The following is a 26,858-nucleotide window of genomic DNA, read 5'->3' on the forward strand; positions in this document are numbered from 1 at the left end:
ATGAATGAACCACAAACTCCTGCCAGTTTTCATCTCTGGATTGATGCGGATGCCATTCCACGCATTTTGCGCGATATTATTTTTCGTACCTCAGACCGTCATTTACTGGGTGTTACGTTTGTGGCCAACCAGCCGCTGGGCATTAAGCCTTCTGTTCGGATCAAGTCCATTCAGGTGGCACATGGCGCGGATAGTGCCGACCGTGAAATTGTAGAGCGCATGCAGGCTGGCGATATTGTGGTCACGCAGGATATTCCATTGGCGGCGCAAGTGATTGAAAAAGGCGGAATAGCGATTCATCCACGCGGTGATATTTATACACCGGATAATGTGCGCGCACGTTTGCATTTGCGTGATTATATGGAAGTACTGCGTGGGGCAGGGGTACAAACGGGCGGGCCACCACCCATTTCAGATAAAGAAAAAAAGGCCTTTGCAGATTCGCTGGAAAAAACCATTCAAAAGCAGAAGCGTAAAGATGCGAGTCATTAGTTTTTCATGGCGTAACCCATTAAATCATAGTATTGAGGTTATATTTGAGCCATGGGGGGTGGGATATACTTTATTATCTAATTCAATGATAACGATTTATTATGGTTGTGTGGATGTTGAGAATGATATTAATGTAACTTTTAAAAAGAAATTTTTAACTGTTTATTGTGGTAGTGGAGAGAAAATAAAAATTATTATAGATGGCCAAGACGTTACTTCAGTTTATGGATTTTTAGCTCATCTCTAGCACAATAGTAATTGGACGTAAAAAATGAACACCTCACAATTACTTCTCGGCGTACTGTTTAGCTCCATTGGACTGGGCTATTTTATCTATGGCAAAAAGCAAAAAACCATTGTGCCATTTTTATGTGGTTTGATTTTAATGATTTTTCCTTATTTTATTGAAAGCCCGGGGTTGATCGTTTTAATTGGTGCTGTCGTATCAGCAGTTCCTTATTTTGTCAGGTTATAGTGTGTTTAGGACACAAAATTTCTCGTCGATATTGCACGCTTCATTGTATTGAGAAGTCACTGATAATCCCCATTAAACACTTATCCCCACAGTATATGGACAAGCTTTGTCGCAGTGTTCTGACCGTATTTCTACTACTGATCTTTCAGCTATTGATAGCTTGCTTCAAGACATTCGTAGCTGTAATCAGTGCGCTGATTTTTTGCCGCAGGGCACGCGACCCATTTTGCAGTTTAACCCGCAGGCAAAAATCCTGATTGCCTCGCAGGCGCCGGGTCGGAAAGCACATGATAGCGGGATTCCATTTAATGATGCCAGTGGCGACCGCTTGCGGCACTGGCTAGGGCTAAGCCGCGAGACATTTTACGATGCAACCCAGATTGCCATTGTTCCCATGGGATTTTGCTATCCAGGCAAAGGCAAATCGGGTGATTTGCCACCGCGGCCAGAATGTGCAGCAACATGGCATGATCAGCTACTTAAAGCCTTGCCAAATATTGAGCTAACGATTTTAATTGGCCAGTATGCGCAGGCATATCACCTTAAAGCGGCCCATGATTCACTCACTAAAAATGTAATGAACTGGCGTGAGTTCTGGCCACATGTCATGCCTTTACCGCATCCGAGTCCACGCAATATTTTCTGGCTACGGCGAAATCCATGGTTTGAAACAGAAATTATTCCAGGATTGCAGCAGCGGGTGGCTCAGGTTCTGGACTAAGAGCATTATTAAAGTTTAATCATAAAAATTATATAAAACAAAGCACTATAGTTGATAAGCACCAGATTTCTATTATTGAGGTTCTGTTATTTTTGCTGGTAATGTAAGCAGGATAAAAATTATCTGGTTTATCCGGAAATGTCTTGCGCCTGTCAAAATTTAAGCGCATGATCAGCGCATGAACTTAATCAATGTGGTTTCCGTTGTGTCTCCCCGAGTATCACGTAATGTGGTACGACCTGTGGCTGCGCGTATCTGGGCAGCAATCTTGGGAAAATACGAGCGGAAATAGCTTCAGGATTTCGATTTATAGCCGCTCTCAGAGCGGCTTTTTTTATGGCTGGTTTTTGATATTGCTGATTTTATGTCATGTGATCGGCAGAGTGAATCAGCACACTGATAACGTTAACTACATTAAAAGCAGGAGAACAACGATGAGTAGTGAAAAGCCACCGCAGCTGTTGCGGTTACCCACCAGTGCCGAGACAGCAATGACAGTGGCCGCAGAAAGTGCTAGCCGCTGGCAGGTAGGTAGCCGCTATATTTTACTGGTACTGATCTGGTCAAGTACCCCGCTGGCGGTGGTGTGGAGTGTGCAGGATCTGCATCCCATGTGGGCATTGACCGCGCGTTTTGTACTGGCGGCTGCATTGGCCTATGTCATTTGCAAGGTTATTCGTTTAGCGTTGCCGCTACATAAGCTGGCCTTGCAAAGTTATATTGCCGGTAGCTTAAGCCTGCTGGGTGCTATGCTGCTGACCTACATGGCAGCGCCGTATCTGGCCTCAGGTTTGATTTCGCTGTTGTTTGGCTTTGCACCGCTGGTTGCTGGCCTGATGTCATATATATGGACTAAAGAACAACATCTGTTTGCAGAACAATGGCTGGGCATGTTAATCGCAGTGCTGGGTCTGGGTTTTATTTGTTTAAGCGGTGAACGTGCTTTTGTGCAGCCTGTGGGCATTGGCCTGATTTTTCTGGCTGTGTTGTGTTATGTCGGTTCCATGTTCTGGGTAAAAAGTATACAGGCCAACCTGCATCCGCTGGTTCAAACCACAGGTTCACTGGTGATTTCTGCTGTGGGCATTGTATTGCTAATGCCCTTATTTTGGCAGCATTTGCCTACGCACCTGCCATCTACATTAACCATTATGGCAATTTTATACAGTGTGGTAGTGGCGTCGATTATTGCCATGCTGTGCTACTTTGACCTGGTACAACGTCTTAATCCATCTACAGTTGCGCTTACCACAGTACTTACCCCGGTACTGGCCCTGTTATGGGGGGTATGGTTTAACCATGAGCATATTGGAGCCGGAGTGATAAATGGCGTTGGGATTGTGCTATTGGGACTAATTCTTTATTTTGTACGGGAATGGATGGTGGGATTTAGAAAAAAGCAGACATAAGGCGGCTGCTTTGTGAGAACATGTTAAATTTGGCTTAAGAATTTCTAACGCTCAGTTGCTTTGACTGGGCGTTTTTATTTTATTCTTAATCAGGGCTTACCATTATAAAAAATTTACATTTACGCTTAAGCTTTTGATTTAAAGTGGCCGCTTTGTTATTTTGGCCGAATTGACTGGGCTGTAAAGACAGGTTGACTCAGCAGGAGAGTTATTAAAAACTGTCTTGATGAATCAGTGAAAATGAGAGTTAAAAAAAGCGTAGGAACTGATTTTCCTTTAAGGATTTTTTCAGGCCCTACGCTTAAAAATAGCGCTGAATGACGGCTGGCTTAACTGAAACGTTGTGATTCTTAAAAATTTATTAGTAATCATCCAGTGCCTTAAACTGATCAAGTTCATTTTCTTCGGTCAGTTTCTGGTTGATGCATTCCGCCAGCTTGGCGCGATCATTGGGATGCAGGCTAATAAAGTAAGCACCGGTTCTAAAGCCTTCAAGGTCTTCATCTTCACTGTAAACCACACGTGCTGTCGCTGCCAGATGAAATGAATTTTCAGGATGGCTTAAGGTTAGGTGAACATGCGAACCGGGTGGAATGCGTTCACGTGCATAGAAAGACAGCCCGCTTTCAGAGATGTTGACACGCGATGGGCTTGGCAGCATGGTTTCAACCATGGCGTCATATAAAGCACCAGTGATAAGATCAAGTTTTTGATTCATCAATTGAACCACACGTGCAACAATCGGGCTTTCCTTTTGCAAGGCCAGTGCGATTTGCTGCTGAACACTATCGAGTTCGTCTAGCTCTGCCAGTAGTAAAAAATAGCGGGGCAGTACAAAACTGGGGTCGTAAGGGTCTTTAAGCGCATCAGTACGGGTGATGAGTTGATAGTTGGTACGTAAGGCAGCATTGATGCGTGACATGAGACGGCGTTCACCTGTGTCTGCTCCCTGCTGTAAATTTTCCATTTTCTTTCCTCGGATGACTATATGTTTAAGCCGATCTCGCTGTTTGTTGGGTTGCGATACACTCGAGCACGGCGGAGCAATCACTTCATTTCTTTTATTGCCTTAGTGTCCATCATTGGCCTAACGCTTGGGGTCGCAGTTTTAATTACTGTTCTGTCAGTCATGAATGGTTTTGACCGTGAACTCAAAAACCGCATTTTGGGTATGATACCTCAAGCGACTGTGTCGTCTACAGAAATTTTACCTGAATGGCGACCTTTAGTCGAATTAGCTGATAAACAACAACATGTCGCTGGTTCTGCACCGTTTACCCAGTTGCAGGGCATGTTGACAGCGCAGGGGCAGGTGGCTGGTATTCTGGTAAGCGGCATTGATCCAAAGTTTGAGAAGAAGGTTTCCATTGTCCAGAATTATATGACTGCCGGGTCACTGGATAATTTAAAGGATGGCGAGTTTGGCATTGTGATTGGCAAAGGCATGGCTGATGGACTGGGCCTGCAGGTTAATGACAAGGTTACGCTGGTGTTGCCTGAGGCCTCGCCATCGCCAGCAGGGGTAGTGCCCCGCTTTAAGCGCTTTACCGTGGTGGGAATTTTTAGCATTGGTGCCGATGTGGATTCAATGATTGGCTACATTGCACTTAATGATGCCGCCAAGTTGTTGCGCCTGCCGGATGGTGCGCAAGGGGTGCGCATGAAGCTGGATGATATTTTTGCCGCACCTGAAGTGGCCAGTAAACTACTGAACCAGCTACCGCCTAATTATTATGCCAGCAACTGGACAGAAACCCACGGTAACCTGTTTAGCGCCATTCAAATGGAAAAGGCCATGGTGAGCCTGTTGCTGTTTTTAATTGTGCTGGTGGCGGCTTTTAATATTGTGTCATCGCTGGTGATGGTGGTGACTGATAAAAAATCAGACATTGCCATTTTAAGAACATTAGGTGCTTCACCTGCCACCATTACCCGGATTTTTATGGTGCAGGGCGTGATTATTGGTGCATTTGGAACACTGGCCGGTGCTGCCTTGGGGGTTTTATTTGCCCTCAGCATTAGCGATCTGCTGGGCTGGATTAACACTACCTTTGGCCTGCATTTGTTTGATGCCTACTTTATTAATTATTTGCCCTCTTATCTGCGCTGGCAGGATGTACTGACTGTGGTGTCAATCTCATTGCTGTTAAGCTTTTTGGCCACTATTTATCCGGCACGCCGTGCCGCCCAGATTCAACCGGCAGAGGCGCTACGCTATGAATAATCCGCAACCGCATTTGCAAAAAAATCATACCAATGTAGTGCTTTCGGCGCAGCGTTTAAGCAAAACCTTTGATGATGGCCGTAATCAGGTTGAGGTGTTAAAAGGCCTTGATTTTTCCATTCACGAAGGCGAGTTTGTTTCTATTGTGGGAACCAGTGGTTCAGGTAAAAGTACACTGCTGCATATTCTGGGCGGCTTGGATTTGCCCACATCAGGCGAGATTATCCTCAAGGGCCATGCCATGAACCGGCTGAACGAAACCAAGCGTGGCAACCTGCGCAACCAGTATCTGGGGTTTGTTTATCAGTTTCATCATTTGCTGCCCGAGTTTGATGCAATTGAAAATGTAAGCATGCCCTTGATGCTGCGTGAAAACAGCACCGTGGAACAGGCCCAGCAGCGTGCTACTGAATTGCTGACCAAGGTTGGGCTAAAGCATCGCCTGACCCATAAACCCGGTGAGCTGTCCGGTGGTGAGCGCCAGCGGGTGGCACTGGCCCGTGCGCTGGTAACCAGTCCGGCCGTGGTACTGGCCGATGAACCAACGGGAAATCTGGATCGTCGTACGGCGCTGGACATTATGGATTTGCTCAAGGATTTACGTAGCGAACTAAATATGGCCATGCTGATTGTGACGCATGATGACCAGCTAGCGCATTCAGGAGATCGTATTTTGCATATGCAGGATGGTTTGTGGGTTAATTCTTCAAACTAGGTACAAAACCTGTGGCCTTGCCAATCCATGCATGAACAGATTGGCAAGGCTTTTATATTCAATAAAAAATAAGAAATTTTAGAGTAATAACAATTGATGATGGCATTGCTGGGCTTTATTGCCGGGGTAACGACGATTGGCTATAGCAATAGTTTTGCTGCATCACTGCCTGTTTTTGGCTGGCTGCTAAGCCTGTTATTACTGCTGTTTATGATTACAGTCTTGGACACTGGACGTGTTCGGCAGTATTTAATATCTCAAGCTATTTTGCATGGCATGACTAAGGTTGCCATGCTGGGGCTAGCCTTTATTTTTGGGGCAGGTTATGCACACTGGCAACTCAATCATGCTTTGCAACAGCGTTTAAGCCAGCCGGTTGAGCAAAGCGCTGTTGTGCGTGTGGTGGGTATTAGTGACGGGGTTGGTGAACAATGGCGGCAAGTGGTTGAGCCAGTTGTGGCAAACCGTGAATTTAATCATAAGTCAAATCAGCCGGTGAAATGGTTGTTGTATGGGCCTTTTGACTGGAACCGCCAGCAACCAGTTACGCCCCCAGAGATGCGACCCGGACAGTTGTGGCGGGTACAGGTTAAGTTAAAACCTGCGCACAGTAACGCGTCGCCCGGTGCGTTTGATGTGGAAAAGTGGCTATTACAGCAGCATATTGTAGCGACTGGAACGATTCAGTCAGCGCAACCGTTAACGCCATTACAGGTTGCACAGTTACCGCTAAAACCTGATTCACTGGTACAGCAGGTTAATCATGCGTTGCAGCACGAGCGCCTGCGAATCCGTCAGCATTTTATTCAATTGGAATCTGGAAAAAGCAGTCCTGCCACAGGGGTATTGCTGGGCTTACTCACGGGTGATCGCAGCCTGATAGATGCAGATACCACGCTGCTTTACCAGAAAATGGGTATTAGTCACCTGCTGGCCATTTCTGGCCCCCATGTGATTTTGGCTGCGCTAATGATTACATGGCTACTGCAAAAACTGCTGGATTGCTTTCCGTCACTGTATTTAAAGGCAGAACGGCAGCGATGGTTATTGCCTATTTTTATGCTGGTGGTGCTGCTGTATGCAGGGCTTGCCGGCTTTGATATTCCAGCACAGCGCACTGTGTGCATGGTTGGCCTGACCGTTGCCTTGCTGTGGTTTCGCAAGCGCTGGCGCAGTAGTTATATTTTACTGATGGCGGCGAGTGTTTTATTGCTGCTTGATCCATTGGCCATATTATCCGCTGCATTCTGGTTGTCCTTTGGGGCAGTGGCCATTTTGCTGAGCATGCATGTACCGCAATCAGACGAGGCTAATGCGGCGGCTCCCAGCAGTAAGCTCAAAAATTGGCATAGCACAGGCAAGGAGTTTGTGCACCTGCAATGGCGATTGTTTATATTGCTGGCACCACTGGTATTGCTGAGTTTTGCCAAAATCTCATGGTTGGCTCCTTTGGTTAATTTGCTGGCCATTCCATTGTTAAGTGCAGTGATATTACCGATTAACTTACTGGCTTATGCGTTGTCATTACTGTCACCTGCGCTGGCTGATGTACTTTGGCAACTGGCGCTGGCCTTGCTTAAAGCTTTCCATTTTATATTGCAGGTTCTGGCCGGGTATTTCCCTAAAGCCTTGCAGCCTTTTTATTTAGGCCCGCTCCAGCTATTCGCCCTGTTTGCCATACTGGTCATTTTAATATTGCCCAAAGGCATACTGCCGCGCTGGTGGATTGCCTTTTTACTCATCCCGGCCTGTTATCCGGTACGGCCGATAGCACCATTAACAGTTCAGGTACTGGATGTAGGGCAGGGCCTGAGCATTCTATTAAAAACCCGGCAACATGCCATGCTGGTGGATGCTGGCGCAAAAATTGGCAATAACAGTATGGGTGAAAAGGTAGTGATTCCGGCCTTACAGGTACAGGGAATTCAAAGGCTGGATAAGCTGATGCTCACTCATCTGGATAATGACCATAGCGGCGGTGCGCCCGCAGTATTGCAGCAACTGGCCGTCAGTCAGCTCACCAGCAATGAGGCGTTTGAGCCATATCCCACGCATTTGTGTGAGGCTGGGCAAAGCTGGCAATGGGATGGGGTGCAATTTAGTGTACTGTCGCCGCTACCCGCACATTTTCGGGCCGAGGGCAAAAATGAAAGCTCAAAAAATGAAAAATCATGTGTGCTGATGGTGGAAGTGCCTGCGCAGGATGGGCTTGCGGCTCAGCGGGTGCTGATTATGGGAGATGCTGGACTGTATACCGAGTTTTTACTGCAACAGCAGGCCATGCCATTACAGGCAGATTTATTGGTTTTAGGCCATCATGGTAGCCAGCACAGCAGTTCCAGCCAGTTTTTGGCCACTGTACAGCCGCAGCGTGCCGTAGTTTCTGCTGGCTATCTTAACCGTTACGGCCATCCCAAGCCGATTGTACTGGCACGCCTTGCCGAGCAACGCATAGCGGTTGATTCTACTATTGACAGTGGCACGCTGACGTATGAACTGGGCAGGGACGTATTGATCAAGCCACAGCGCTACCGTGATAAAAACCTGTGGCTGCAACGGCTTGAACACTGATTAGTCTTGTGAAGGATATGCATCTACTTTACTGGTAAAAACCTGCTGCGCTTTGGCAACCTCTAACGCAGCTTGTTCATCCGTCACATAGTAGACATTTTTAAGCAGGGGATTGGCCTTAAAGCGCTTATAGCTCCAGTGATAATGCTTGGGATAGCGTCGTACCAGTTGTTCAATACTGTGGTTCAGGGTGTCTACCGAAGTTTGTAAATCTGGGCTGCGAATGCGACTGTCTACCGGCTCAATGAGCAGGGAAAATCCACCATGATCCGGCTGGCGAATACAGGATAATTGCAGCACTTCACACTGGGTTTTTTGTGCCAGGCGGGAGACCAGTGTGGTGGTGAGTACCGGGCAGCCAAAAAATGGTGAATACAGGCCTCCTGATGCTTTTGGGGTATGATCGGGCAGGATTACGGTTACGCCACCCTGTTTAAGCGCCCGAAAAATCTGGCGTACCCCGTTTTCATCAGTCGGAACCAGAGTGGCCCGCAGCCGGCTTCGGGCCTTAAGTACAAACTGGTCCAGTGCCTGATTCTGGCCCGGCTTGTACATGATGACCATTTCGGTAAACTGGTTGAGCCAGGCGTTCATGATTTCCCAGCTGCCAAAATGCGGCAATACCAGAATGAGTCCTTTTTTGCTGGCAATGGCATGGGTTAGTAGCTGCTGTCCCTCAACATGGCAAATATGGTCAAGGCTAAACTGTGGTGGATTACCCCAGATTTTGACAAATTCCAGTGAGGACTGAAACTGGGCTGCAACAGATTTTCGGGTTAGTTGGTGACGCTGCTCAGCAGATAGCCCGGGAAAGGCAATTTGCAGATTACGATTGACTGTTTTAAAGGCTTTGGCAGCGGGCAGACTACCCAGCAGTGCCGCAGCCAGCCGGGCCAGCCATTGCAGCAGGGCCAGTGGTAATTTGCTAATGATAGCCAGCGTGCGACCCAAGCCAGAAACAGCAGGTGGTTTATCCTGAACCATAATACTTTGAAAGTAACCATATTTTGAAGAAAGGGGCAAGCTGCTATTGTAGCTACTCTTTAGCAAAAGTTTTAACGCTTTTGCTGTTGAAACAAAGCAATTTGCCTCCTAGCATTAATGCGCTATGATTTGACACAGATGGGCTGGTAGAGCGGGTTGGCTAAAATAACTGGTTGAGCCATGCGCTACAACAAGCTATCTGTCAGTTTTTAAAAGCAAAATAGCACCGGTCAACAGTTCGCAACTTTTGCATAAAACCATTTTATAAGGTTCTTTTCATGTCCGATTGGCCACCAAAACCAAATTCTTCCAATACACCCGGTCAACAAGACCCACGTTTATCTTCCAATGCATCAGCGCCTCATCAGGGTGATGCCTTACAGATACTAGAAAAAGCCGTACTGGCGTCGGTGCAGGAGCAGCGCCGTGCTCGCCGCTGGAGCATTTTTTTCAAGCTGCTGGCTTTTGCTTATGTGCTGCTGCTGTTTATCATCATGGGTCGTGGCTGTAGTACGCAGGATGGCGGCAGTGTGTCGGTAGGCAGCACATCGCCACATCTGGCCGTGGTTGATATTGATGGCACGATTGGTTCCGGCTCTAATGACGTTAACAGTGAAGATGTTTCAGAGGCACTGGAAAAAGCATTTAATGCCAGTGGTAGCAAGGCTATTGCACTCAGAATCAATTCGCCCGGTGGTTCACCTGTCCAGTCAGATGAAATCTGGCAGGAAATCAGGCGCCTGCGTACAGCGCACAAGGACAAGAAAGTTTATGCCGTGATTGGTGATATGGGTGCATCGGGTGCTTATTATATTGCCTCGGCTGCCGATGAAATTTATGTCAATCCATCCAGTCTGGTGGGTTCCATTGGCGTGATTATGCCCAACTATGGGGTGTCGGAACTGGCACGTAAAATTGGCGTAGAAGACCGTACCATGACTGCCGGCGACCATAAAGCAATTTTAAGCCCGACCCAGCCGGTTAACCCGGAAGAGCAGGTGCATATCCAGAACCTGTTGAACAATGTGCATGGACACTTTATTGCAGCAGTAAAAGCGGGCCGTGGTAAGCGCCTAAAAGACAATCCGGATCTGTTTAGTGGCTTGTTCTGGACCGGTGAGCAAGCCATTGCTCTAGGGCTGGCTGACCATAATGGAAACGTAAGCTCACTGGCACGTGAACTGAAACTGGATAAAACGGTAGAATACACGCTGCCTGCCAATCCACTGGAAAGCCTGCTTGGACGCATGGGTACTTCAATTGGACAGGGAATCGGGATGTCTATTCAGCAACGGCTAGAGAGCCAGCAAACTGCGGAGCTTCGATGAAACCCCTGATTCACTTTGCCCATGCCAATGGGATTCCTTCAAAAGTTTACAGCAAGTTTTTTGAAGCCCTGGCTGATGAATATGATGTGGTGTATTTGCCGGAAATTGGGACTGATCCCAAGTATCCGATTTCCAATCACTGGACGCATCTGGTTACACAGGTCATTGACAGTATTGAACGGCAGGCACAGGGCAGGCCCGTGATTGCCATGGGTCATTCACTGGGTGGCTTGCTGAGCTTTATGGCAGCCTATCGCCGGCCAGAACTATTCCAGCAATTAATTATGCTGGATCCGCCCCTGATTAATGGCTTTCCATCATTTGGCATTCATCTGGCAAAGCTGTTTAACCAGAAATATGTAGATAAACTAACCCCTGCCGGGATTTCCATTAACCGCCGTGATCACTGGGAAAGCCGTGAACAGGCGGCGGAAAAACTCAGGTCACGCGGATTTTTTGCCAATTTTGACCCACAGTGTTTTGATGATTATATCCGCTATGGCCTGACCGAAGACCCGATCCGTGGTGGGGTGACCCTAAGCATTCCCAAAATGGCAGAAGTGGAAATTTTCCGTACCAATCCATCGCTATTCTGGTTTGCACCGCGCAAGGCACCCAAAGTACCAGTCAAGCTGGTGGTGGGTCAAAGCAGTCAGTTTTTACAGCGAGGTTTTCCACAGCGGGTAAAACGACTGCTGGGTATTGAATACATTATCACTGAAGGCGGCCACATGTTTCCGCTAGAGCATCCGGAACAGGTGGCACGCTTGGCTAAGCAGTTAATTGTCGAGCAGCAAAAGTAGCATTCCATTGCTGTAAAAAAGCCAGTCTTTGATGACTGGCTTTTTTTATGGGTATTTATAAGTTCAATTGTCGTATCTATCGTATAGGCCGGGTATTGTACACCGCTTAAACCTTATGCTTGGTTTACTTCAATTTTCAGCAATACCTGACGTTTTTTCACTTGCTGGCCAATTTGCCCAATGATTTCAGCCACTATACCGTCTACATCGGCCTTGATTTGCTGCTGGATTTTCATGGCTTCCAGAATCAACAGAGTTTGGCCTTTAGTCACGGTATCGCCAGCATTAACCAGCACATTGACAATAGCGCCATCCATTGGTGCACGGATTTGGCCATCACCTGCGGTATTGGCACTGGCAGGCGGTGCATAGGTGGTATGCTGAATGGTCAGGTTGCCATTGGCACGATCCAGATACAGCGTATCCTGCTGCTGGACAAATGCCACGTTGCGGCGCACCCCTTGCCAGATATAAGTCAGCAGGTTTTCTTGCTGATGTAGTATTTGCAAAGTTGCCTGTTGCTCATTCCAGCTTACATGCAAGCCATCATTTTTTGCCAAGATTTGTATGGTATAAGTTTGCTCACCCATTTGCAGCTTGATGACTCGTGGCAAATCCAGTGCACTTTGCCAAACCTGATTATTTTCATCATCTGAACTGGCATACAATGCCGCTGTAATCGCCAGTGATTCAAAGTCCGCATTCACCGGATGAAGACTCACATCGTCACTAAAATGCTGGGCAATAAATGCCGTGCTGGTATTGCCTGCAACCAGCTCAGGATGGCGTAACAGGTTGACCAAAAACTGTTTGTTGCTATTTACCCCCAGCAGCACAGAATCTTCCACCGCGCGGGCCAGCAGGCGCACGGCATCCTCACGGGTTTTGCCATAAGCAATGATTTTGGCAATCATCGGGTCATAAAACGGGCTCACTTCGCCTTGTGGTGTCATGCCATGATCAATACGGACATTGGGCAAGCTTGCTGGCTGCCACAGCAATACAGAGCCAGTTTGTGGCAAAAACTGCTGGCTTGGGTCTTCGGCATACAGGCGCACTTCAATGGCATGGCCGTTAAGTTGCAACTGGTCTTGCTGTAAAGGTAACGGCTCACCATTGGCTACGCGGAGTTGCCATTCCACTAGATCAAGTCCGGTGATCAGCTCAGTCACCGGATGCTCAACCTGCAAGCGGGTATTCATTTCCAGAAAATAAAAATTCCCGTTGCTATCGAGCAAGAATTCAACCGTGCCAGCGCCCACATAATTGCAGGATTTGGCTGCTGCCACGGCAGCTTCACCCATACGCTGGCGCAGGTCATCAGTCATTACCGGACAGGGCGCTTCTTCGACCACTTTCTGGTGGCGGCGCTGAATGGAGCAGTCACGCTCAAACAGGTACACCACATTGCCATGCGTATCGCCAAACACCTGTACTTCCACATGGCGCGGGGCAATAACGGCACGTTCCAGAATCAGTTCACCAGAACCAAAGGCATTTTCAGCTTCGGAACGGGCGGTTGCCAGTGCAGCAGGCAAGTCATCTGCTGTTTCGACCAGACGCATGCCACGGCCACCACCGCCTGCCGAGGCTTTCACCATTAAAGGAAAACCGATTTTTTGGCCTTGCTCGGTTAGATGTTCTAGTGATTGCTCGCCGCCTTCATAACCGGGAATGCAGGGTACACCGGCTTCAATCATGGCAATTTTGGACAGGCGCTTGCTGCCCATCAGTTCAATGGCGTCTGGCGTCGGGCCAATAAAGCAAATGCCTGCCTGTTGGCATGCCTGCGCAAATCCGGAATTTTCTGATAAAAAACCATAACCCGGATGAATCGCATCTGCGCCAGTGAGCTTGGCCGCATTTAAAATATTTTCAATCTTCAGGTAAGATTCACTGACCTTGGATTCACCAATACACACGGCTTCATCGGCATATTGCACATGTAACGCCTTGGCATCGGCTTTGGAGTAAACCGCCACGGTCTGGTAGCCCAATGCTTTGGCAGTGCGCATCACACGCACTGCAATCTCACCACGGTTGGCAACTAAAACTTTGGAGAATGCCATGCGGCCTCCCATTTCAATAAAAAATTAGATAAAAGTTAAATACAAAACATTAAAAATATTGATTACTTGAACTGGTTTAGTCAGCCCATGTTGGCAAGCGTTTCTGGATAAATGCCATGGTGCCCTCAGTGCCTTCGTCACTACTCACTGCTGCGGCAAACTGTACCGCTGCCTGATCCAGTGTGTTGCCCAGATCATTGACCTGAGTACTAGTGTGTAGCAGGGCTTTGGTCACACGGCTGGCGTTAGGTGCAGTACGGCGAATGTGCTGTAAGGTGGTTGCCAGAGCTTCATTTAAGGTGTCATCACTGGACAGCACCTCATGCACAATGCCAATGCGCGCAGCTTCCTGCCCATTAAAACGGTTGCCCAATAGTGCCAGACGACGGGCTTGCGTCAGGCCAATGCGCTGTACCACAAACGGGGCAATTTGCGCTGGAATCACGCCGAGGCCAGTTTCAGGCAAGCCAAACTGCGCATTGTCACGGCACAATGCCACATCCGACACACAAGCCAAGCCAAAACCACCACCCAAAACCGCACCTTCGAGTACCGCCACCACCACTTGTGGTGCATGGTTGACCTGTTCAATCAGGGTGCCAAAGGCACGGTTAAAACGGATATAACCGTCATGGTTGCCAGCATTCATGGCTTCGCTCCGCAAGGCAGCCATGTCCTTGATGTCGCCTCCGGCACAAAAATGCCCACCAGCACCCCGCAGCACGACAGCACGAATGTTCAAGTCATCCTTAATGGCAGTAAATACGCTAACCAGTTCACGCAGCATGGTTTCACTCATGGCATTGCGCAATTCCGGGCGATTCAAGGTAATGTGCAGCACTGCACCAGCTTGCTGGAGCAGCAGGGTTTGTGGGTTTTCAATTCCAAACATATTCTTTTTTCCTAAAATTTAACGCTTGGCAGGGGCAATTTGCATGAGCTTGCAGATAATGCCTAGCATGATTTCATCAGCGCCACCACCAATTGAAATCAGGCGGCCATCACGATAGAGCTGGGATGCCGGGTTATCCCACATAAAGCCCATGCCGCCCCAGTATTGCAGGCAGCTATCCGCCACTTCACGGGTGAGGCGTCCAGCTTTAAGTTTTGCCATGGATGCTAGCTTGGAAACATCTTCACCGGCCAGCATGGCTTCGCAGGCTTGATAAGTCAGTGCGCGCAAGGCTTCAATTTCAGTTTGCAGTTCGGCAAAGCGAAAATGAACGACCTGATTGTGAATTAACGGCTGGCCAAAGGTTTTGCGTTGCTGACAGTATTCAATGGTTTTTTCCAGACAATATTCCATGGCACCTAGTGCATTGGCCGCCAGCCACAGGCGTTCTTCCTGAAATTGCATCATTTGCATACGAAAACCGGCACCTTCTTCGCCAATTAAATACCGCTGCGGCACCCGCACATTGTCCAGAAAAATTTGTGCGGTTTGGCTGGAACGCATACCCAGCTTGTGCAAGGGCTCAGAAAAGCTGATGCCCGGTGTTTTAGTGGGAACCACAATCAGCGACTTGTTGCGATGTGGCGCGTCATCCGATGTATTGGCCAGCAAACATAAAAAATCAGCTTGCAGCGAGTTGGTAATCCACATTTTGCTGCCATTAATGATGTAATCATCACCGTCTTTTTTAGCGGTGGTTTTAATGGCCGCCACGTCTGAACCAGCATGTGGCTCAGAGACTGCAATTGAACCCACCAGATTACCGGCAATGGCAGGCACCAGAAATTCCTGCTTGATTTCTTCACTGCCAAAACGCGCAAGGGCAGGGGTACACATGTCGGTTTGCACACCAATTGCCAAAGGTACGCCGCCACATACCATACTGCCCAATGCTTCGGTGACCACCAGATTGTAGGAATAATCCAGCCCCAAGCCGCCATATTGCTCCGGCTTGCAAATTCCCAGCAAACCCAGATCGCCCATTTTCTTAAACACCTCATGCATGGGAAACTGGCCTTCGCGTTCCCATTGTTCTGCGTAAGGATTCAGCTCATTTTGCACAAACTGCAAGGTAGTACGTTTTAAGGCGTCATGTTCTGCGGTGAATCGCATGCTTGTGCTCCTTGCACTGGCTTTCTGGATTGCAGCTTTTTGGTTTCCGATTATTTTTGTTTTTTCGGCAGAATATCCATCAGCTTGCAGATAATGCCCAGCATGATTTCATCAGCGCCACCACCAATTGAACCTAAGCGGCCATCACGATAGAGCTGGGATGCGGGGTTATCCCACATAAAGCCCATGCCGCCCCAGTATTGCAGGCAGCTATCCGCCACTTCACGGGTGAGGCGTCCAGCTTTAAGTTTTGCCATGGATGCCAGCTTGGTTACGTTTTCACCGGCAATATGCGCTTCACAAGCCTGATAAGTCAGCGCGCGCAAGGCTTCCACTTCGGTTTGCAGTTCAGCCAGACGGAAATGTACCGACTGGTTGTTAATCAGCGGTTGGCCAAAAGTGCTGCGTTCTTTGCAATATTCAATGGTTTGTTCAATCAAATGATCCAGTCCACCAATAGCATTGGCGGCTGCCCACAGGCGTTCTTCCTGAAATTGCATCATTTGCATCATAAAGCCCATGCCTTCCACGCCCACCAGATTGCGCTGTGGCACCCGCACATTGTCAAAAAATACCTGTGCGGTGGTGGTTGAGCGCATGCCCAGTTTGTTTAATGGTTCAGAAAAACTAATGCCCGGCGTTGTGGCAGGCACAATGATCATGGATTTATTGACGTGTGGCTTATCATCAGAGGTGTTGGCCAGCAAGCAAAAAAAGTCGGCTTGCAGTGAATTGGTGATCCACATTTTGGTGCCATTAATGATGTAATCATCACCGTCTTTTTTAGCGGTGGTTTTAATGGCCGCCACGTCTGAACCAGCATGTGGCTCAGAGACTGCAATGGCAGCAACATATTCACCAGTAATGGCCTTGTTTAAAAATTCATCACGCAGTTCTGGGCTACCAAAACGGGCAAGGGCCGGGGTTGCCATATCAGTTTGTACGCCAATTGCCAGCGGCACGCCACCGCACGCTGCACGGCCCAGTTCTTCTGCCACCACCAGATTATAGGAATAATCCAGCCCCAACCCGCCATTTTCAGTGGGCTTGCAAATTCCCAGCAGGCCAAGGTCGCCCATTTTTTTAAACACGTCGTGAATGGGAAAACGTCCGGCTTCTTCCCACTGCGGAATGTGCGGGTTTAATTCTTTTTCCACAAACTGGCGGGCGCTGCGGCGTAGGGCGTCATGTTCCGGGCTAAATTTCATTTAAATGTCCTTTAAAAATTTCTTTGATTAATCTGAAAAATGAATGGTGTAAAAAATTAAAGTCGTGCCACGCCAAAGCTGCTGGCTGTTAATTGACGCTGTTCAGCCTCTGCAATGGTTTGCAATAAAAATATCAGCAGACGACGTGTGTCACGCGGGTCGATCAGGCCATCATCATGCAAACGGGCAGAGTTAAATAGCGCACCACTTTGCTGTTCCAGTTTGGCAGCGGTGCCTTGCTCCAGAAAATCCAGCACTTGCGGATCAGGTTCCATGCCTTTTTGCCGCTGCTTTTCTTCCGTCACAATACGCAATACCTTGCCAGCCTGTGCGCCACCCATTACTGCGGTGCGTGAATTGGGCCACGCAAAAATAAAGCGCGGTGATAAGCCACGACCCGACATGGCATAGTTACCTGCACCATAAGAACCACCCACCACAATGGAAATACGCGGTACACGGGCATTGGCAACCGCCTGGATCAGCTTGGAACCATGCTTGATAATGCCGCTTTGCTCAGCGTCTGTTCCCACAATAAAACCAGTGGTGTTATGCAGGAAAAGTAAAGGACGCTGGGTCTGGTCACATAGCTGGATAAACTGGGCCGTTTTCACTGCACCTTGCGGTGTAATCGGGCCATTGTTGGTAATAATGCCAATGGTCTTGCCACCAATTTTTGCCCAGCCGCACACGGTCAGTGCATCAAATTCCTGTTTGAATTCCAGAAAATCGGAATCATCGACCAAGCGCGCAATCACTTCCTTCATATCAAACGGCTGTTTGGGATCAGCAGGAATCAGCCCTAGTACGTCGTCAATCGGATAGCGGGGTTCTAAATAATTTTCTGCATTAACTGAAGTTTGTTCCTTCCAGTTCAGCATGGCCAAGACATCACGTGCCATGCGAATGCCATCGGCATCGTTTTCTGCCAGATATTCTGCTGTGCCTGCAATCTGGGCATGAATTTCTGCGCCGCCCAGTTCTTCACTGCTGGCAATTTCACCTGTGGCAGCACGCAGCAGTGGTGGCCCAGCCAGAAACATTTCAGTTTGCTTGCGAATGGCAATCACATAATCGGACAGGCCGGGCTGGTAAGCACCACCCGCCGTTGCGTTACCATGCACGACAGAAATTTGTGGAATCCCCGCCGCCGATAGTCGAGCCTGATTGGCAAAAGTCTTGCCGCCGGGAATAAAAACTTCTGCGGCATAGTTCAGGTTGGCTCCACCACTTTCAGTCAGGGTAATCACTGGCAATTTATTTTCCAGTGCAATTTCCTGTAGGCGCAGGGTTTTTTGCACACCCATCGGTGACATGGTGCCGCCTTTGATGGCGCTATTGGCGGCACTAATCAGGCAACGCACGCCCTGCACAAAACCAATACCGGAAATCACGCCGCCGCCAGCGTCGGAGCCATCCTTATCATCAAACATCTGAAAGCCCACAAACCCGCACAACTCGACAAAAGGGGAGCCTGCATCCAGCAACAGCTTGATGCGTTCATGCGGCAGAATCTTGCCACGCTTGTCAAACTTGGGCTTGGCTTCAAATGATTTATCCAGCACTTTTTGCTGAACGGCACGCATCTCATCAATGGCTTTTTGCATGGCCGTACGGTTGGTCGCAAAGCCGGAACTAGTGGCATCCAGCTCACTGTTTAAAATACTCATAGCTGGCTCTCTTCACGTGGTGAGTCTTCTGTTTGTGGCTGGCAGGATTGATCCTGTTCTTCTTTGGGTTTAAGAACATCGGGAATAAAGGCACGATGAAATCCATTATAGGAATGACTGTTTTTGGCATCAGATAAGGGATACATGCGTGTACCTAAAGACGCTGCACCATCAATGCGCAAGGTCACGCCAGACACAAATGCAGCCGCATCAGACAGTAAATAACAAATAGCCGAAGACACTTCCGATTCGGTGCCCATACGCTTAAGTGGCACATTGCCCGACAGACTGGGGATTACAAACTTGGCAAAATCGCCCTGATAAGTATCCATGCCAGACGACATAATCCATCCCGGTGATACGGCATTGACCCGCACACCCGATTTGGCCCATTCCACCGAGGCAGTTTTGGTCAGGTTATCCACCCCGGAGCGCGCAGCACCAGAATGCCCCATTCCCGGCATACCGCCCCACATGTCAGCAGTCATGTTCACCATGGAGCCACCATGTTTGGCCATCCATTGATTGTAGGCTTCGCGCATCATCAGGAAAGTACCATTCAGGTTGTTGCGTACTACAGCATCAAAACCATTGGCAGAAATACTTTCCAGCGCCGAAGGAAACTGGCCGCCAGCGTTATTGACCAGTCCATCAATTTTGCCAAACTGTTCAATGACCTTGGCAATGGTGTCCTTAACCTGTGCTTCATCACGGATATCGCACACCAGACCCAGCGCCTTGCCACCATCGCTGCTAATTTCCTCAGCCACAGTATCCAGTTTTTCCGGCTTGCGTCCGGTAATAATCACTTGTGCGCCAAGACTGGCCAGTTCATGTGCGGTACAGCGCCCAATACCCGAGCCGCCACCAGTGACAATAATCACTTTGTCCAAAAAGGCATCATGGCGAAAAATTGAGTGATACGACATATCTGTTTTCCTTAAAGCATTCTTTACTTCGTTATATTCAGTTCAAATTGAATTTTTACTCAGTGACATTTCCATAAGCATCATAAATTTCACCTTCATCACCTTGGACTTTTGCCGCCAGTTTCTGCGCTAAAGACCACATTTTCCCCAATATTTCACTATCAGGATTTTTTACTGCAATACGTCCATTAAAATAGTCAAACCAAGCCATACTTTCATTCTCAGCATGTTTGCTATAACTAGTCCAAACAGCTAATCCTTCACTTTCTACACGCAATATCTGACCATTACTCAAGCTGGTTTCGGCAAATTTATCCAGTCTCATTTCTGAATCTTCAATGACAAGCTCTATCCATTCTTCCAAAGCAATATCTTCATTGATTTCATCAAACCAAAATTTTTTGCGTGTAATATGAACGTCATATCCCATTTGAATCTCTCTAAAAATTACAATAGTTCTTTCGGGATTTTTACTAATATATCCAGTAACTGCTGGCCAAATGCCTTGCCTTGCGGATCAATACGCAAGCTGGCAATACCGCCACCGCCCAAAGCATTTTTCAGCATAAAGTTCAGCGCATGAAAACCCGGTAACTCATAACGTATGACTTCGCTGCTGGCATCATCTAGCACATGACTCATATACGCTGCAACGGCCTGCTCGGTTAGCGATGCACGAATCCAAGGTAAAAATTCCGGTTTGCGCGCAATCACGCCAATATTGGAATGGTTGCCTTTATCACCACTGCGGGCATACGCGAGCTGAATAAGAGGGACTTCAGTCAATGCACTTGCTGCATCGGAAACTGTATTGCTATTTGCAGTTTCACCACTGCTTAGGGGCGCAGGTAACTCAGTGGGCTGCGCTGTGACAGGAATAGCGGTGCGTTTGCCATTGAATTCGATTTCAACCGGCACCTGATCCTTATCAATCAAAAATGAAAACAGCTTCACAACGGGCGAGGCTTTAGGACGGCCACCCACAATACCGGTAATGCCGGGCGCCATCCCTGTTGCTGCCTGCGCAATTTCAGACGCAAAAAACAGGCAGGCTTCCTTAAATGGATGGGTCACCGCCATTTTAATCACCACTTCACGCGTATCCTGATGCCGTGCCTGAGCGCCATAAGTGGTTTCTGTACCCAGTATTTCTACTGAAGTTGAAGTAAATCCCGGTACATTGCGCATGGCCAAAACACGCTGGCATTTGTCCAGAATGGCGTGCGAAACCGCTTCGGCTTTGGCCTTGGCATCACGCCCGCCCAGCATAAAACTTACCAGTACCCGAAACCCATCAGCATAAGTTGCGCTTACCTTGTACTGATGGGTAGGGGCACGGCCCAGCGCACCAGTCACTTTTACCCGGTTGTCGTCCACTTGTTCCAGTTGCACATGGCTAAAATCAGCCACGACGTCGGGTAGCAAATAAGACTGCGGATCACCTATTTCATAAACAATTTGCTCGCCTACGGTAGCTGTACTTACTAGCCCACCGGTTGCTTCCGGCTTGGTCACTACAAAGCTGCCATCCTGGCTTACTTCCACAATAGGAAAGCCCATATTGGAATAGCCGTCTTTTACCAGATGCCAGTCGGTGAAATTACCGCCGGTACATTGGGCACCGCATTCAATTACATGGCCTGCCAGTGCCCCTTGTGCCAGCAGGTCATAGTCCGTTGTTTGCCAGCCAAATTCATGCATCAATGGCCCGAGCACCACGGCAGAATCCACCACACGTCCTGTAATGACAATGTCAGCACCCTGATCCAGTGCAACCTGTACGGGTGTGGCTCCCAAATAGGCATTAATGCTGGCAATACTGGCGGGTAATGGTTCACCTGTTTGCATTTCGCCAACCTTGAGGGCTTGTAATTCTTTTTGCTTATCGATCAGGTCATCGCCCAGCACCACGGCAACTTTCAGGTCCAGCCCAGCATCTGTAATAAGCTTATTTAGTGCATCACGACAGGCAATGGGGTTCACACCACCCGCATTACTAATTACCTTAATATTTTTTTTGGCAATGGTTTTTAGCAACGGTGCCATAACACGAGTAACAAAGTCGGTGGCATAGCCCATATTGGAGTCTTTCATCCGGGCATTAGCCATAATTGACATGGTGATTTCGGCCAGATAATCAAACACCAGATAGTCAATATTACTCAGGTGAACCAGTTGAAAAGCAGCCGTATTGGTATCGCCCCAAAACGCCGATGCACAGCCAATTCGCACAATTTTATGTTGTTCAGCATCCATATGATTTGCCGGGTTGCTCATCTGCCTGACTCAATGTACCATTCGTAATACAACCATACCAAGCAAGCGCTAGGTTTGTGATTGTTAAAATGTATCATTTTGGTGGTGCAAAATGGTCAGTCGTTACGGCAGGCCAGCACAGTAAACCAGAAGTAGGGCCTGAACAGAGTGGCTCAGGCTTAAGTAGGAATTAACGGTTGAAATGAATGCTTGAAATTAAAAGTCTGGAGCAATTGCCGCAAATAGGCGGGCTTGATGATAGTCCGCGTGGACGTGTTATGCGGGCAGCCGCTTACCTGTTTCGGCGAAATGGATATGCGTCAACCACAGTTCGGGAGCTGGCGCAGCTGGTTGGCATTCAATCCGGCAGCCTGTTTCATCACTTTAAAAGCAAGGATGATATCCTGCTGGCGGTGATGGAAGAAGCCATTCGCTACAACACAGCGCGCATGGAGCAGGCGGTGCAACAGGCCACCGGCACGTTCAACCAGATTCGGGGCTTGATCCGGGCCGAGCTGGAATCTATCAACGGGGATACCGGCACAGCGATGGCGGTGCTGGTGTTTGAGTGGGATGCCTTGACGCCAGACCGGCAGGATTATTTGCTGAATATGCGTGAATACTATGAGCAAATCTGGTTAAACGTGTTGGACCGTGCGCAACAGGAAGGCCTGATCAAACACCCTCCATTTATCTGGCGGCGTTTAATTGGTGGCGCTATTTCATGGACAGTGACATGGTATAAGCCGGAAGGCCCTATGACGCTGGATCAATTGGCCGATATTATTATGCAAATGGGCAAAGCTGAATAAGCAGCTTCAAAATAGTCCATTAGCGAAAACTAAAAATGCCAGCCTGCATTAATCAGAACTGGCATGGTTTGGCTTGTGCTTTATACCGTTTAAATTAGAAATCTAAGCCATCTATTTAAACTGAAGATAAAAATTAAACCAGACATGAAACACATGTGTAATCAGCAAAAGCGGCTTATTTTATGCAGCGCATCAGCTGTTCATGCATAAACCGCACGGGTTCAAGCAGGGGTTGCCCATCTAGATAGGCCTGATTACCCAGCAGCGCCACACGTCCAGCCGCAATCCAGCCCATAATGCGCGGATACAACTCATGTTCCAGCACATGGATTTTGGCTTTCAGGCTTTGCACATTATCCTGCGGGCAAACCTGTAATACAGACTGGGCAATCGCCGCGCCTGAATCCAGCTCTGCCGTCACAAAATGCACTGTACAGCCATGAAAACGGTCACCAGTATTTAACACTCGCTGATGCGTATTTAAACCTTTGTAAGCGGGCAACAACGACGGGTGAATGTTAATCAGCTGGCCACTAAAGCGATTCACAAAATTGGCAGTCAGCACCCGCATAAAACCAGCCAGTACAATCACATCCACCTGCCAGTTTAGCAGCACGGCAATCATCTCGGCTTCAAAGGCATCGCGGTCAGCAAACTGGCGATGGTCAACTACCAGGGCGCGAATACCTGCATCTTTGGCGCGTTGCAGGGCATAGGCATCCGGTATATTGGAAATAACCCCGACCAACTCTGCCTGAATGCGACCCTGCTGGACTGCATCAATCATTGCCTGAAGATTACTTCCATTCCCAGAAGCTAAAACTGCAAATCTAATCACGCCAGAATTACCCTCACTTGGTCGTCTGCATCAGTGGTTGACTGTGCATCTGCCTCAATTTTTCCAATGACCCATGCTGTTTCACCCGCAGCCTGTAACTGTGCCAAGGCTTTTTCGCTGTCTTCACTGCTTACCGCAATGACCATGCCGACACCACAGTTAAAAGTGCGATACATTTCATAGGTATCGACATTACCTTGCAGTTGCAGGAACTTGAACAGGGCAGGCCACTGCCATGACGCAGTATCAATGCGGGCACGCGTACCATTTGGCAGAACACGTGGCAGGTTACCGGGCAAACCGCCACCGGTAATGTGAGCCATTGCATGAATATCAACCTGTTTGGCCAGTTCTAAAATAGACTTGACGTAAATTTTTGTTGGCATCATGACAACGTCACTCAGCTTTTTGCCATCAATGTCCTGATCCAGCGCAATATTTTTAACATCAATAATTTTACGGATTAAGGAGTAACCATTTGAGTGTGCGCCGCTGGAGGCCACCCCAATCAGCACATCGCCAGCCTGTACCTTGCTGCCATCAATAATTTTTGCATGTTCAACCACTCCTACACAGAAACCAGCCAGATCATAGTCTTCGCCTTCATACATGCCGGGCATTTCAGCGGTTTCACCGCCAACCAGCGCACAGCCAGCCTGTACACAGCCTTCACCAATACCAGTAACGACATCCGCTGCAACATCCACATTCAGGTGGCCCGTGGCATAGTAATCCAGAAAGAATAACGGTTCAGCACCACACACCAGCAGGTCATTCACGCACATTGCCACCAGATCAATACCAATGGTGTCGTGCTTGTTCAGGGCCAAAGCCAGTTTTAACTTAGTGCCCACACCATCAGTGCCAGACACCAGCACAGGCTCGTCATAGCCTTTAGGAATTTTGCATAGCGCGCCAAAACCACCAAGACCACCCATGACTTCAGGGCGCATGGTACGTTTGGCGACGGACTTAATCCGGTCAACCAGATGATCTCCAGCTTCGATGTCGACGCCAGCATCTTTGTAGCTTAAACTGGTGGTTTGGGGTGAAGATGATATGGTCATAAGATTAAGTCTCCGCGTAGGGGGCAGATTATAGCGCGAATAAACGAAACGACTATGGTATTTCTCAGATAAAATGCTTATGTTTGGCAAATCAAAGGCAAAATATTGCAAAACAGGCCTGTTTCCTGGCACTGCCAGAGGGTAATTCAAAAATGCAAGACCCCGTATTAAAAAGAATATTTATACTCGCCGCACTGGTGCTGGGTGGGTGGGTGATTTACCTGTTAATGCCAGTTATTGCCCCCTTTATTGCGGCATTCTTTCTGGCCTATCTGATTAATCCACTGGTTGCGCGCATGGCCAAATACAACATGCCGCGCTGGTTAACGATTAGCATTGTTTTTCTTGGTATTATTGTTGGGGTAGGGATTGGGACATGGTATCTGGCGCCTATGCTGTGGCAGCAGTTACGCTATGCACTGGACAATATTCCTGCTGCCATTAACTGGGTGAACAATAATGCCCTGCCATGGCTGGAAAACAACTTTAATCTTGATCTGGAACGCATCAATACCGATGAGCTGTCGGCAGCCATTATGGAGTATGTGCAAACCAATTACAGCGCTAATAGCGTGCAGCAAATGGTTTACCGTATTGCCCAATCCGGTCTTAACATTATTCATGTCGGCGGCTTGCTGGTACTGATTCCAATTATTGCTTTTTATTTCCTGCTGGACTGGAACAGCATGATCCGCCGGCTGCAATTGCTAATTCCGCGTCACTATGAGCCAACCGTGGTACAAATCACGCGTGAATGCCATGCGGTACTGGGAGCCTTTGTCAAAGGCCAGTTGCTGGTGATGCTATTGCTGGGTATCGTTTATGCCGTGGGCCTTCAGTTAATTGGCGTTGAAGTTGGCCTGATCATTGGTCTAGTTGCAGGCCTGTGTAGTATTATTCCTTATCTGGGTTTTGCTATCGGTATTATTGCTGCTTTTGCGGCTTCATTATTACAGTATGGACTGGATTGGGTTCAGCTATTACTGGTACTGGTGGTATTCATGATTGGCCAGGCAATTGAAGGCTATGTGTTACAGCCATTCTTGCTGGGTGATAAAATTGGCCTGTCGCCTGTTGCAGTGGTCTTTGCCGTTTTGGCAGGTGCCCAGCTTTACGGTTTCGTGGGCATGCTGGTAGCGTTGCCAGTGGCAGCTGTTTTGGTGGTGTTATTACGACATGCTTACCATACTTATGAAAGAAGCGTATTTTATATGGGATATCGCCAGCCTGCCAGTGTAAAGGTTCCAGCCAGCAGCAGTGAACTGTCTGAAACCAGTATCACTGAGCAAGACGTGGAAACTCACCTGACATTGCAGGATGATGCGCCCGAACTGGGTTTGCATAGCCCCGTATTAGAGCATCCAGCCAATTATTCAAGCTCCCCATTAAACCATTCATCAAAGCATGGAAATAACGGTTCATAATGCGGCAAATCAGTTTAAATATCGAACCACACCTTGATGCCCAGATCAGTGACTTCGAAGGACCGGGCTGGAAACCCGTGATTGATACAGCCCGGCAAATGCATTTAGGCTTACTTAACCGCTTTTATCTGTATGGGGAAGCAGGTACTGGCAAATCCCATGTGTTAACAGCTATTTGTGAATCCTATCTGGACATGCAGCGCAGTGCCATCAAGGTCTCCTTGCTGGATTTACTGGATGCACCCATCGATGCCATTACATCGCTAGAAAACTATGATCTGGTGGCACTTGATGATATCGAAACGATAAGCGGTGTCATTCACTGGCAACGTGCTATTTTCCACCTGATCAACTCCAGTGGAGAAGGAGGGGGGCAGCTTATTTTTTCATCAAGGGTGTCACCTGCCGAGCTTAAGTTTGAATTACCTGATTTGCAGTCCCGCCTGACACAGGCTGTAAGCCTGAAAGTGCCTGACGGTAGCAATCTGGCAGACCGCAAAGCACTGGTAGAAGCAGTACTGAAGCGTCGTGGCCTTATTTTTGATGCCCAGATTATTGATTATTTGATTCATCATGGCCCACATAAATCCGCAGCATTGCTCAAAACCATTGAGCAACTGGACGCTCTGCTGCATGGCGATCGCCGCAAGCTTGCCAACAGCACCCGCAGGCAAATTTATGCGCTAATTGATGAGTACAACAAAACCAGCTAAAAGTAAACTGGACATTAATAAAAAGCTTGTCTGTTCGCTGCTGGTATGCCAAAGTATCGTGCCGCCAAGGAAATACATTCCTTAT

The 26,858-nt window shown here is 48.2% G+C and carries 24 protein-coding genes and 2 pseudogenes; 13 read left to right on the forward strand and 13 right to left on the reverse strand.

Annotated features, from left to right (window positions below):
• From BKE30_RS04140 to BKE30_RS04160, 5 genes are all read left to right on the forward strand, one after another.
• Entirely contained in the window at nucleotides 1–492 is a 492-nt protein-coding gene (locus BKE30_RS04140; protein WP_076877370.1) for a YaiI/YqxD family protein, read from the forward strand.
• A complete protein-coding gene (locus BKE30_RS04145) occupies nucleotides 479–739 on the forward strand; it encodes a hypothetical protein (protein WP_076877371.1) in 261 nt (86 codons plus the stop codon). Before BKE30_RS04140 ends, BKE30_RS04145 begins: the two co-directional genes overlap by 14 nt.
• A 24-nt stretch (nucleotides 740–763) precedes the next feature.
• Nucleotides 764–967, forward strand: coding sequence for an amino acid transport protein (locus tag BKE30_RS04150; RefSeq protein ID WP_076877372.1), 204 nt, complete (start codon nucleotides 764–766; stop codon nucleotides 965–967).
• A 106-nt stretch (nucleotides 968–1,073) separates the two neighbouring features.
• Nucleotides 1,074–1,688 (forward strand): uracil-DNA glycosylase family protein, encoded by a 615-nt coding sequence (locus BKE30_RS04155; protein WP_198938040.1) that lies wholly within the window; start codon nucleotides 1,074–1,076, stop codon nucleotides 1,686–1,688.
• 491 nt (nucleotides 1,689–2,179) lie between these two features.
• The gene (locus BKE30_RS04160) at nucleotides 2,180–3,097 is read left to right on the forward strand and encodes a DMT family transporter (RefSeq protein ID WP_076877468.1); all 918 of its coding nucleotides are present in this window, start codon (nucleotides 2,180–2,182) and stop codon (nucleotides 3,095–3,097) included.
• A gap of 361 nt (nucleotides 3,098–3,458) precedes the next feature.
• Here BKE30_RS04160 and BKE30_RS04165 read toward each other — a convergent pair whose 3' ends face one another.
• A complete protein-coding gene (locus BKE30_RS04165) occupies nucleotides 3,459–4,064 on the reverse strand; it encodes a PilZ domain-containing protein (RefSeq protein WP_076877373.1) in 606 nt (201 codons plus the stop codon).
• A 21-nt stretch (nucleotides 4,065–4,085) separates the two neighbouring features.
• On the opposite strand from BKE30_RS04165, the gene BKE30_RS04170 reads away from it, so the two are divergent.
• The 3 genes from BKE30_RS04170 to BKE30_RS04180 all read left to right on the forward strand — a co-directional run bounded on the left by BKE30_RS04170 (nucleotide 4,086) and on the right by BKE30_RS04180 (nucleotide 8,607).
• Nucleotides 4,086–5,321 carry a lipoprotein-releasing ABC transporter permease subunit gene (locus BKE30_RS04170; protein ID WP_076877374.1) on the forward strand — a complete coding sequence of 412 codons (1,236 nt, stop codon included), beginning with the start codon at nucleotides 4,086–4,088 and terminating at the stop codon, nucleotides 5,319–5,321.
• Nucleotides 5,314–6,036: a lipoprotein-releasing ABC transporter ATP-binding protein LolD gene (gene lolD / locus BKE30_RS04175; RefSeq protein ID WP_076877375.1), complete on the forward strand. Its 723-nt coding sequence runs from the start codon at nucleotides 5,314–5,316 to the stop codon at nucleotides 6,034–6,036. Before BKE30_RS04170 ends, lolD begins: the two co-directional genes overlap by 8 nt.
• A 96-nt stretch (nucleotides 6,037–6,132) precedes the next feature.
• The gene (locus BKE30_RS04180; RefSeq protein ID WP_076877376.1) at nucleotides 6,133–8,607 is read left to right on the forward strand and encodes a DNA internalization-related competence protein ComEC/Rec2; all 2,475 of its coding nucleotides are present in this window, start codon (nucleotides 6,133–6,135) and stop codon (nucleotides 8,605–8,607) included.
• Here the strand turns inward: BKE30_RS04180 and BKE30_RS04185 are convergent, their stop codons facing one another.
• A complete protein-coding gene (locus tag BKE30_RS04185; RefSeq protein WP_076877377.1) occupies nucleotides 8,608–9,591 on the reverse strand; it encodes a lysophospholipid acyltransferase family protein in 984 nt (327 codons plus the stop codon).
• A gap of 278 nt (nucleotides 9,592–9,869) precedes the next feature.
• Here BKE30_RS04185 and sppA point away from each other — a divergent pair, with 278 nt between their 5' ends.
• Complete coding sequence (sppA, locus tag BKE30_RS04190; RefSeq protein ID WP_076877378.1) at nucleotides 9,870–10,919, forward strand: signal peptide peptidase SppA; 1,050 nt, start codon at nucleotides 9,870–9,872, stop codon at nucleotides 10,917–10,919.
• A complete protein-coding gene (locus BKE30_RS04195) occupies nucleotides 10,916–11,722 on the forward strand; it encodes an alpha/beta fold hydrolase (RefSeq protein ID WP_076877379.1) in 807 nt (268 codons plus the stop codon). The genes sppA and BKE30_RS04195 overlap by 4 nt, the downstream gene beginning before the upstream one ends.
• 113 nt (nucleotides 11,723–11,835) lie before the next feature.
• Here BKE30_RS04195 and BKE30_RS04200 read toward each other — a convergent pair whose 3' ends face one another.
• From BKE30_RS04200 to BKE30_RS04235, 9 genes and pseudogenes are all read right to left on the reverse strand, one after another.
• A complete protein-coding gene (locus BKE30_RS04200; protein ID WP_076877380.1) occupies nucleotides 11,836–13,791 on the reverse strand; it encodes an acetyl-CoA carboxylase biotin carboxylase subunit in 1,956 nt (651 codons plus the stop codon).
• A gap of 76 nt (nucleotides 13,792–13,867) precedes the next feature.
• The gene (locus BKE30_RS04205; protein ID WP_076877381.1) at nucleotides 13,868–14,683 is read right to left on the reverse strand and encodes an enoyl-CoA hydratase/isomerase family protein; all 816 of its coding nucleotides are present in this window, start codon (nucleotides 14,681–14,683) and stop codon (nucleotides 13,868–13,870) included.
• Nucleotides 14,684–14,701: 18 nt separating this feature from the next.
• Nucleotides 14,702–15,856, reverse strand: a complete 1,155-nt coding sequence (locus BKE30_RS04210; RefSeq protein ID WP_076877382.1) for an acyl-CoA dehydrogenase family protein — start codon at nucleotides 15,854–15,856, stop codon at nucleotides 14,702–14,704.
• 50 nt (nucleotides 15,857–15,906) lie between these two features.
• Nucleotides 15,907–17,064 carry an acyl-CoA dehydrogenase family protein gene (locus BKE30_RS04215; RefSeq protein ID WP_076877383.1) on the reverse strand — a complete coding sequence of 386 codons (1,158 nt, stop codon included), beginning with the start codon at nucleotides 17,062–17,064 and terminating at the stop codon, nucleotides 15,907–15,909.
• 56 nt (nucleotides 17,065–17,120) lie between these two features.
• Nucleotides 17,121–18,734 (reverse strand): acyl-CoA carboxylase subunit beta, encoded by a 1,614-nt coding sequence (locus tag BKE30_RS04220; RefSeq protein ID WP_076877384.1) that lies wholly within the window; start codon nucleotides 18,732–18,734, stop codon nucleotides 17,121–17,123.
• Nucleotides 18,731–19,663 (reverse strand): SDR family oxidoreductase, encoded by a 933-nt coding sequence (locus tag BKE30_RS04225; protein WP_076877385.1) that lies wholly within the window; start codon nucleotides 19,661–19,663, stop codon nucleotides 18,731–18,733. Before BKE30_RS04225 ends, BKE30_RS04220 begins: the two co-directional genes overlap by 4 nt.
• Before the next feature lie 55 nt (nucleotides 19,664–19,718).
• On the reverse strand, nucleotides 19,719–20,093 hold the full coding sequence (locus tag BKE30_RS04230; RefSeq protein ID WP_076877386.1) for a hypothetical protein: 375 nt from the start codon (nucleotides 20,091–20,093) through the stop codon (nucleotides 19,719–19,721).
• A 17-nt stretch (nucleotides 20,094–20,110) separates the two neighbouring features.
• A pseudogene (locus tag BKE30_RS16620) lies at nucleotides 20,111–20,446 on the reverse strand (AtuA-related protein); the annotation flags it as partial.
• A gap of 102 nt (nucleotides 20,447–20,548) precedes the next feature.
• Nucleotides 20,549–21,919, reverse strand: a pseudogene (locus BKE30_RS04235) (acyclic terpene utilization AtuA family protein); the annotation flags it as partial.
• 206 nt (nucleotides 21,920–22,125) lie between these two features.
• Between BKE30_RS04235 and BKE30_RS04240 the strand changes: the two are divergent.
• Nucleotides 22,126–22,731, forward strand: coding sequence for a TetR/AcrR family transcriptional regulator (locus BKE30_RS04240; RefSeq protein WP_076877388.1), 606 nt, complete (start codon nucleotides 22,126–22,128; stop codon nucleotides 22,729–22,731).
• Nucleotides 22,732–22,906: 175 nt separating this feature from the next.
• On the opposite strand, the gene purN is transcribed toward BKE30_RS04240, so the two are convergent.
• Nucleotides 22,907–23,566 carry a phosphoribosylglycinamide formyltransferase gene (purN, locus tag BKE30_RS04245; RefSeq protein ID WP_076877469.1) on the reverse strand — a complete coding sequence of 220 codons (660 nt, stop codon included), beginning with the start codon at nucleotides 23,564–23,566 and terminating at the stop codon, nucleotides 22,907–22,909.
• Nucleotides 23,566–24,636 carry a phosphoribosylformylglycinamidine cyclo-ligase gene (gene purM / locus BKE30_RS04250; RefSeq protein ID WP_076877389.1) on the reverse strand — a complete coding sequence of 357 codons (1,071 nt, stop codon included), beginning with the start codon at nucleotides 24,634–24,636 and terminating at the stop codon, nucleotides 23,566–23,568. Before purM ends, purN begins: the two co-directional genes overlap by 1 nt.
• A gap of 152 nt (nucleotides 24,637–24,788) precedes the next feature.
• Between purM and BKE30_RS04255 the strand changes: the two genes are divergently transcribed.
• Complete coding sequence (locus tag BKE30_RS04255) at nucleotides 24,789–26,060, forward strand: AI-2E family transporter (protein WP_083698434.1); 1,272 nt, start codon at nucleotides 24,789–24,791, stop codon at nucleotides 26,058–26,060.
• Nucleotides 26,060–26,773: a DnaA ATPase domain-containing protein gene (locus BKE30_RS04260; RefSeq protein WP_076877391.1), complete on the forward strand. Its 714-nt coding sequence runs from the start codon at nucleotides 26,060–26,062 to the stop codon at nucleotides 26,771–26,773. Before BKE30_RS04255 ends, BKE30_RS04260 begins: the two co-directional genes overlap by 1 nt.
• The last annotated feature ends 85 nt before the right edge of the window (nucleotides 26,774–26,858 follow it).

The organism is Alkanindiges hydrocarboniclasticus, assembly GCF_001982605.1.
Lineage (GTDB): Bacteria > Pseudomonadota > Gammaproteobacteria > Pseudomonadales > Moraxellaceae > Alkanindiges > Alkanindiges hydrocarboniclasticus.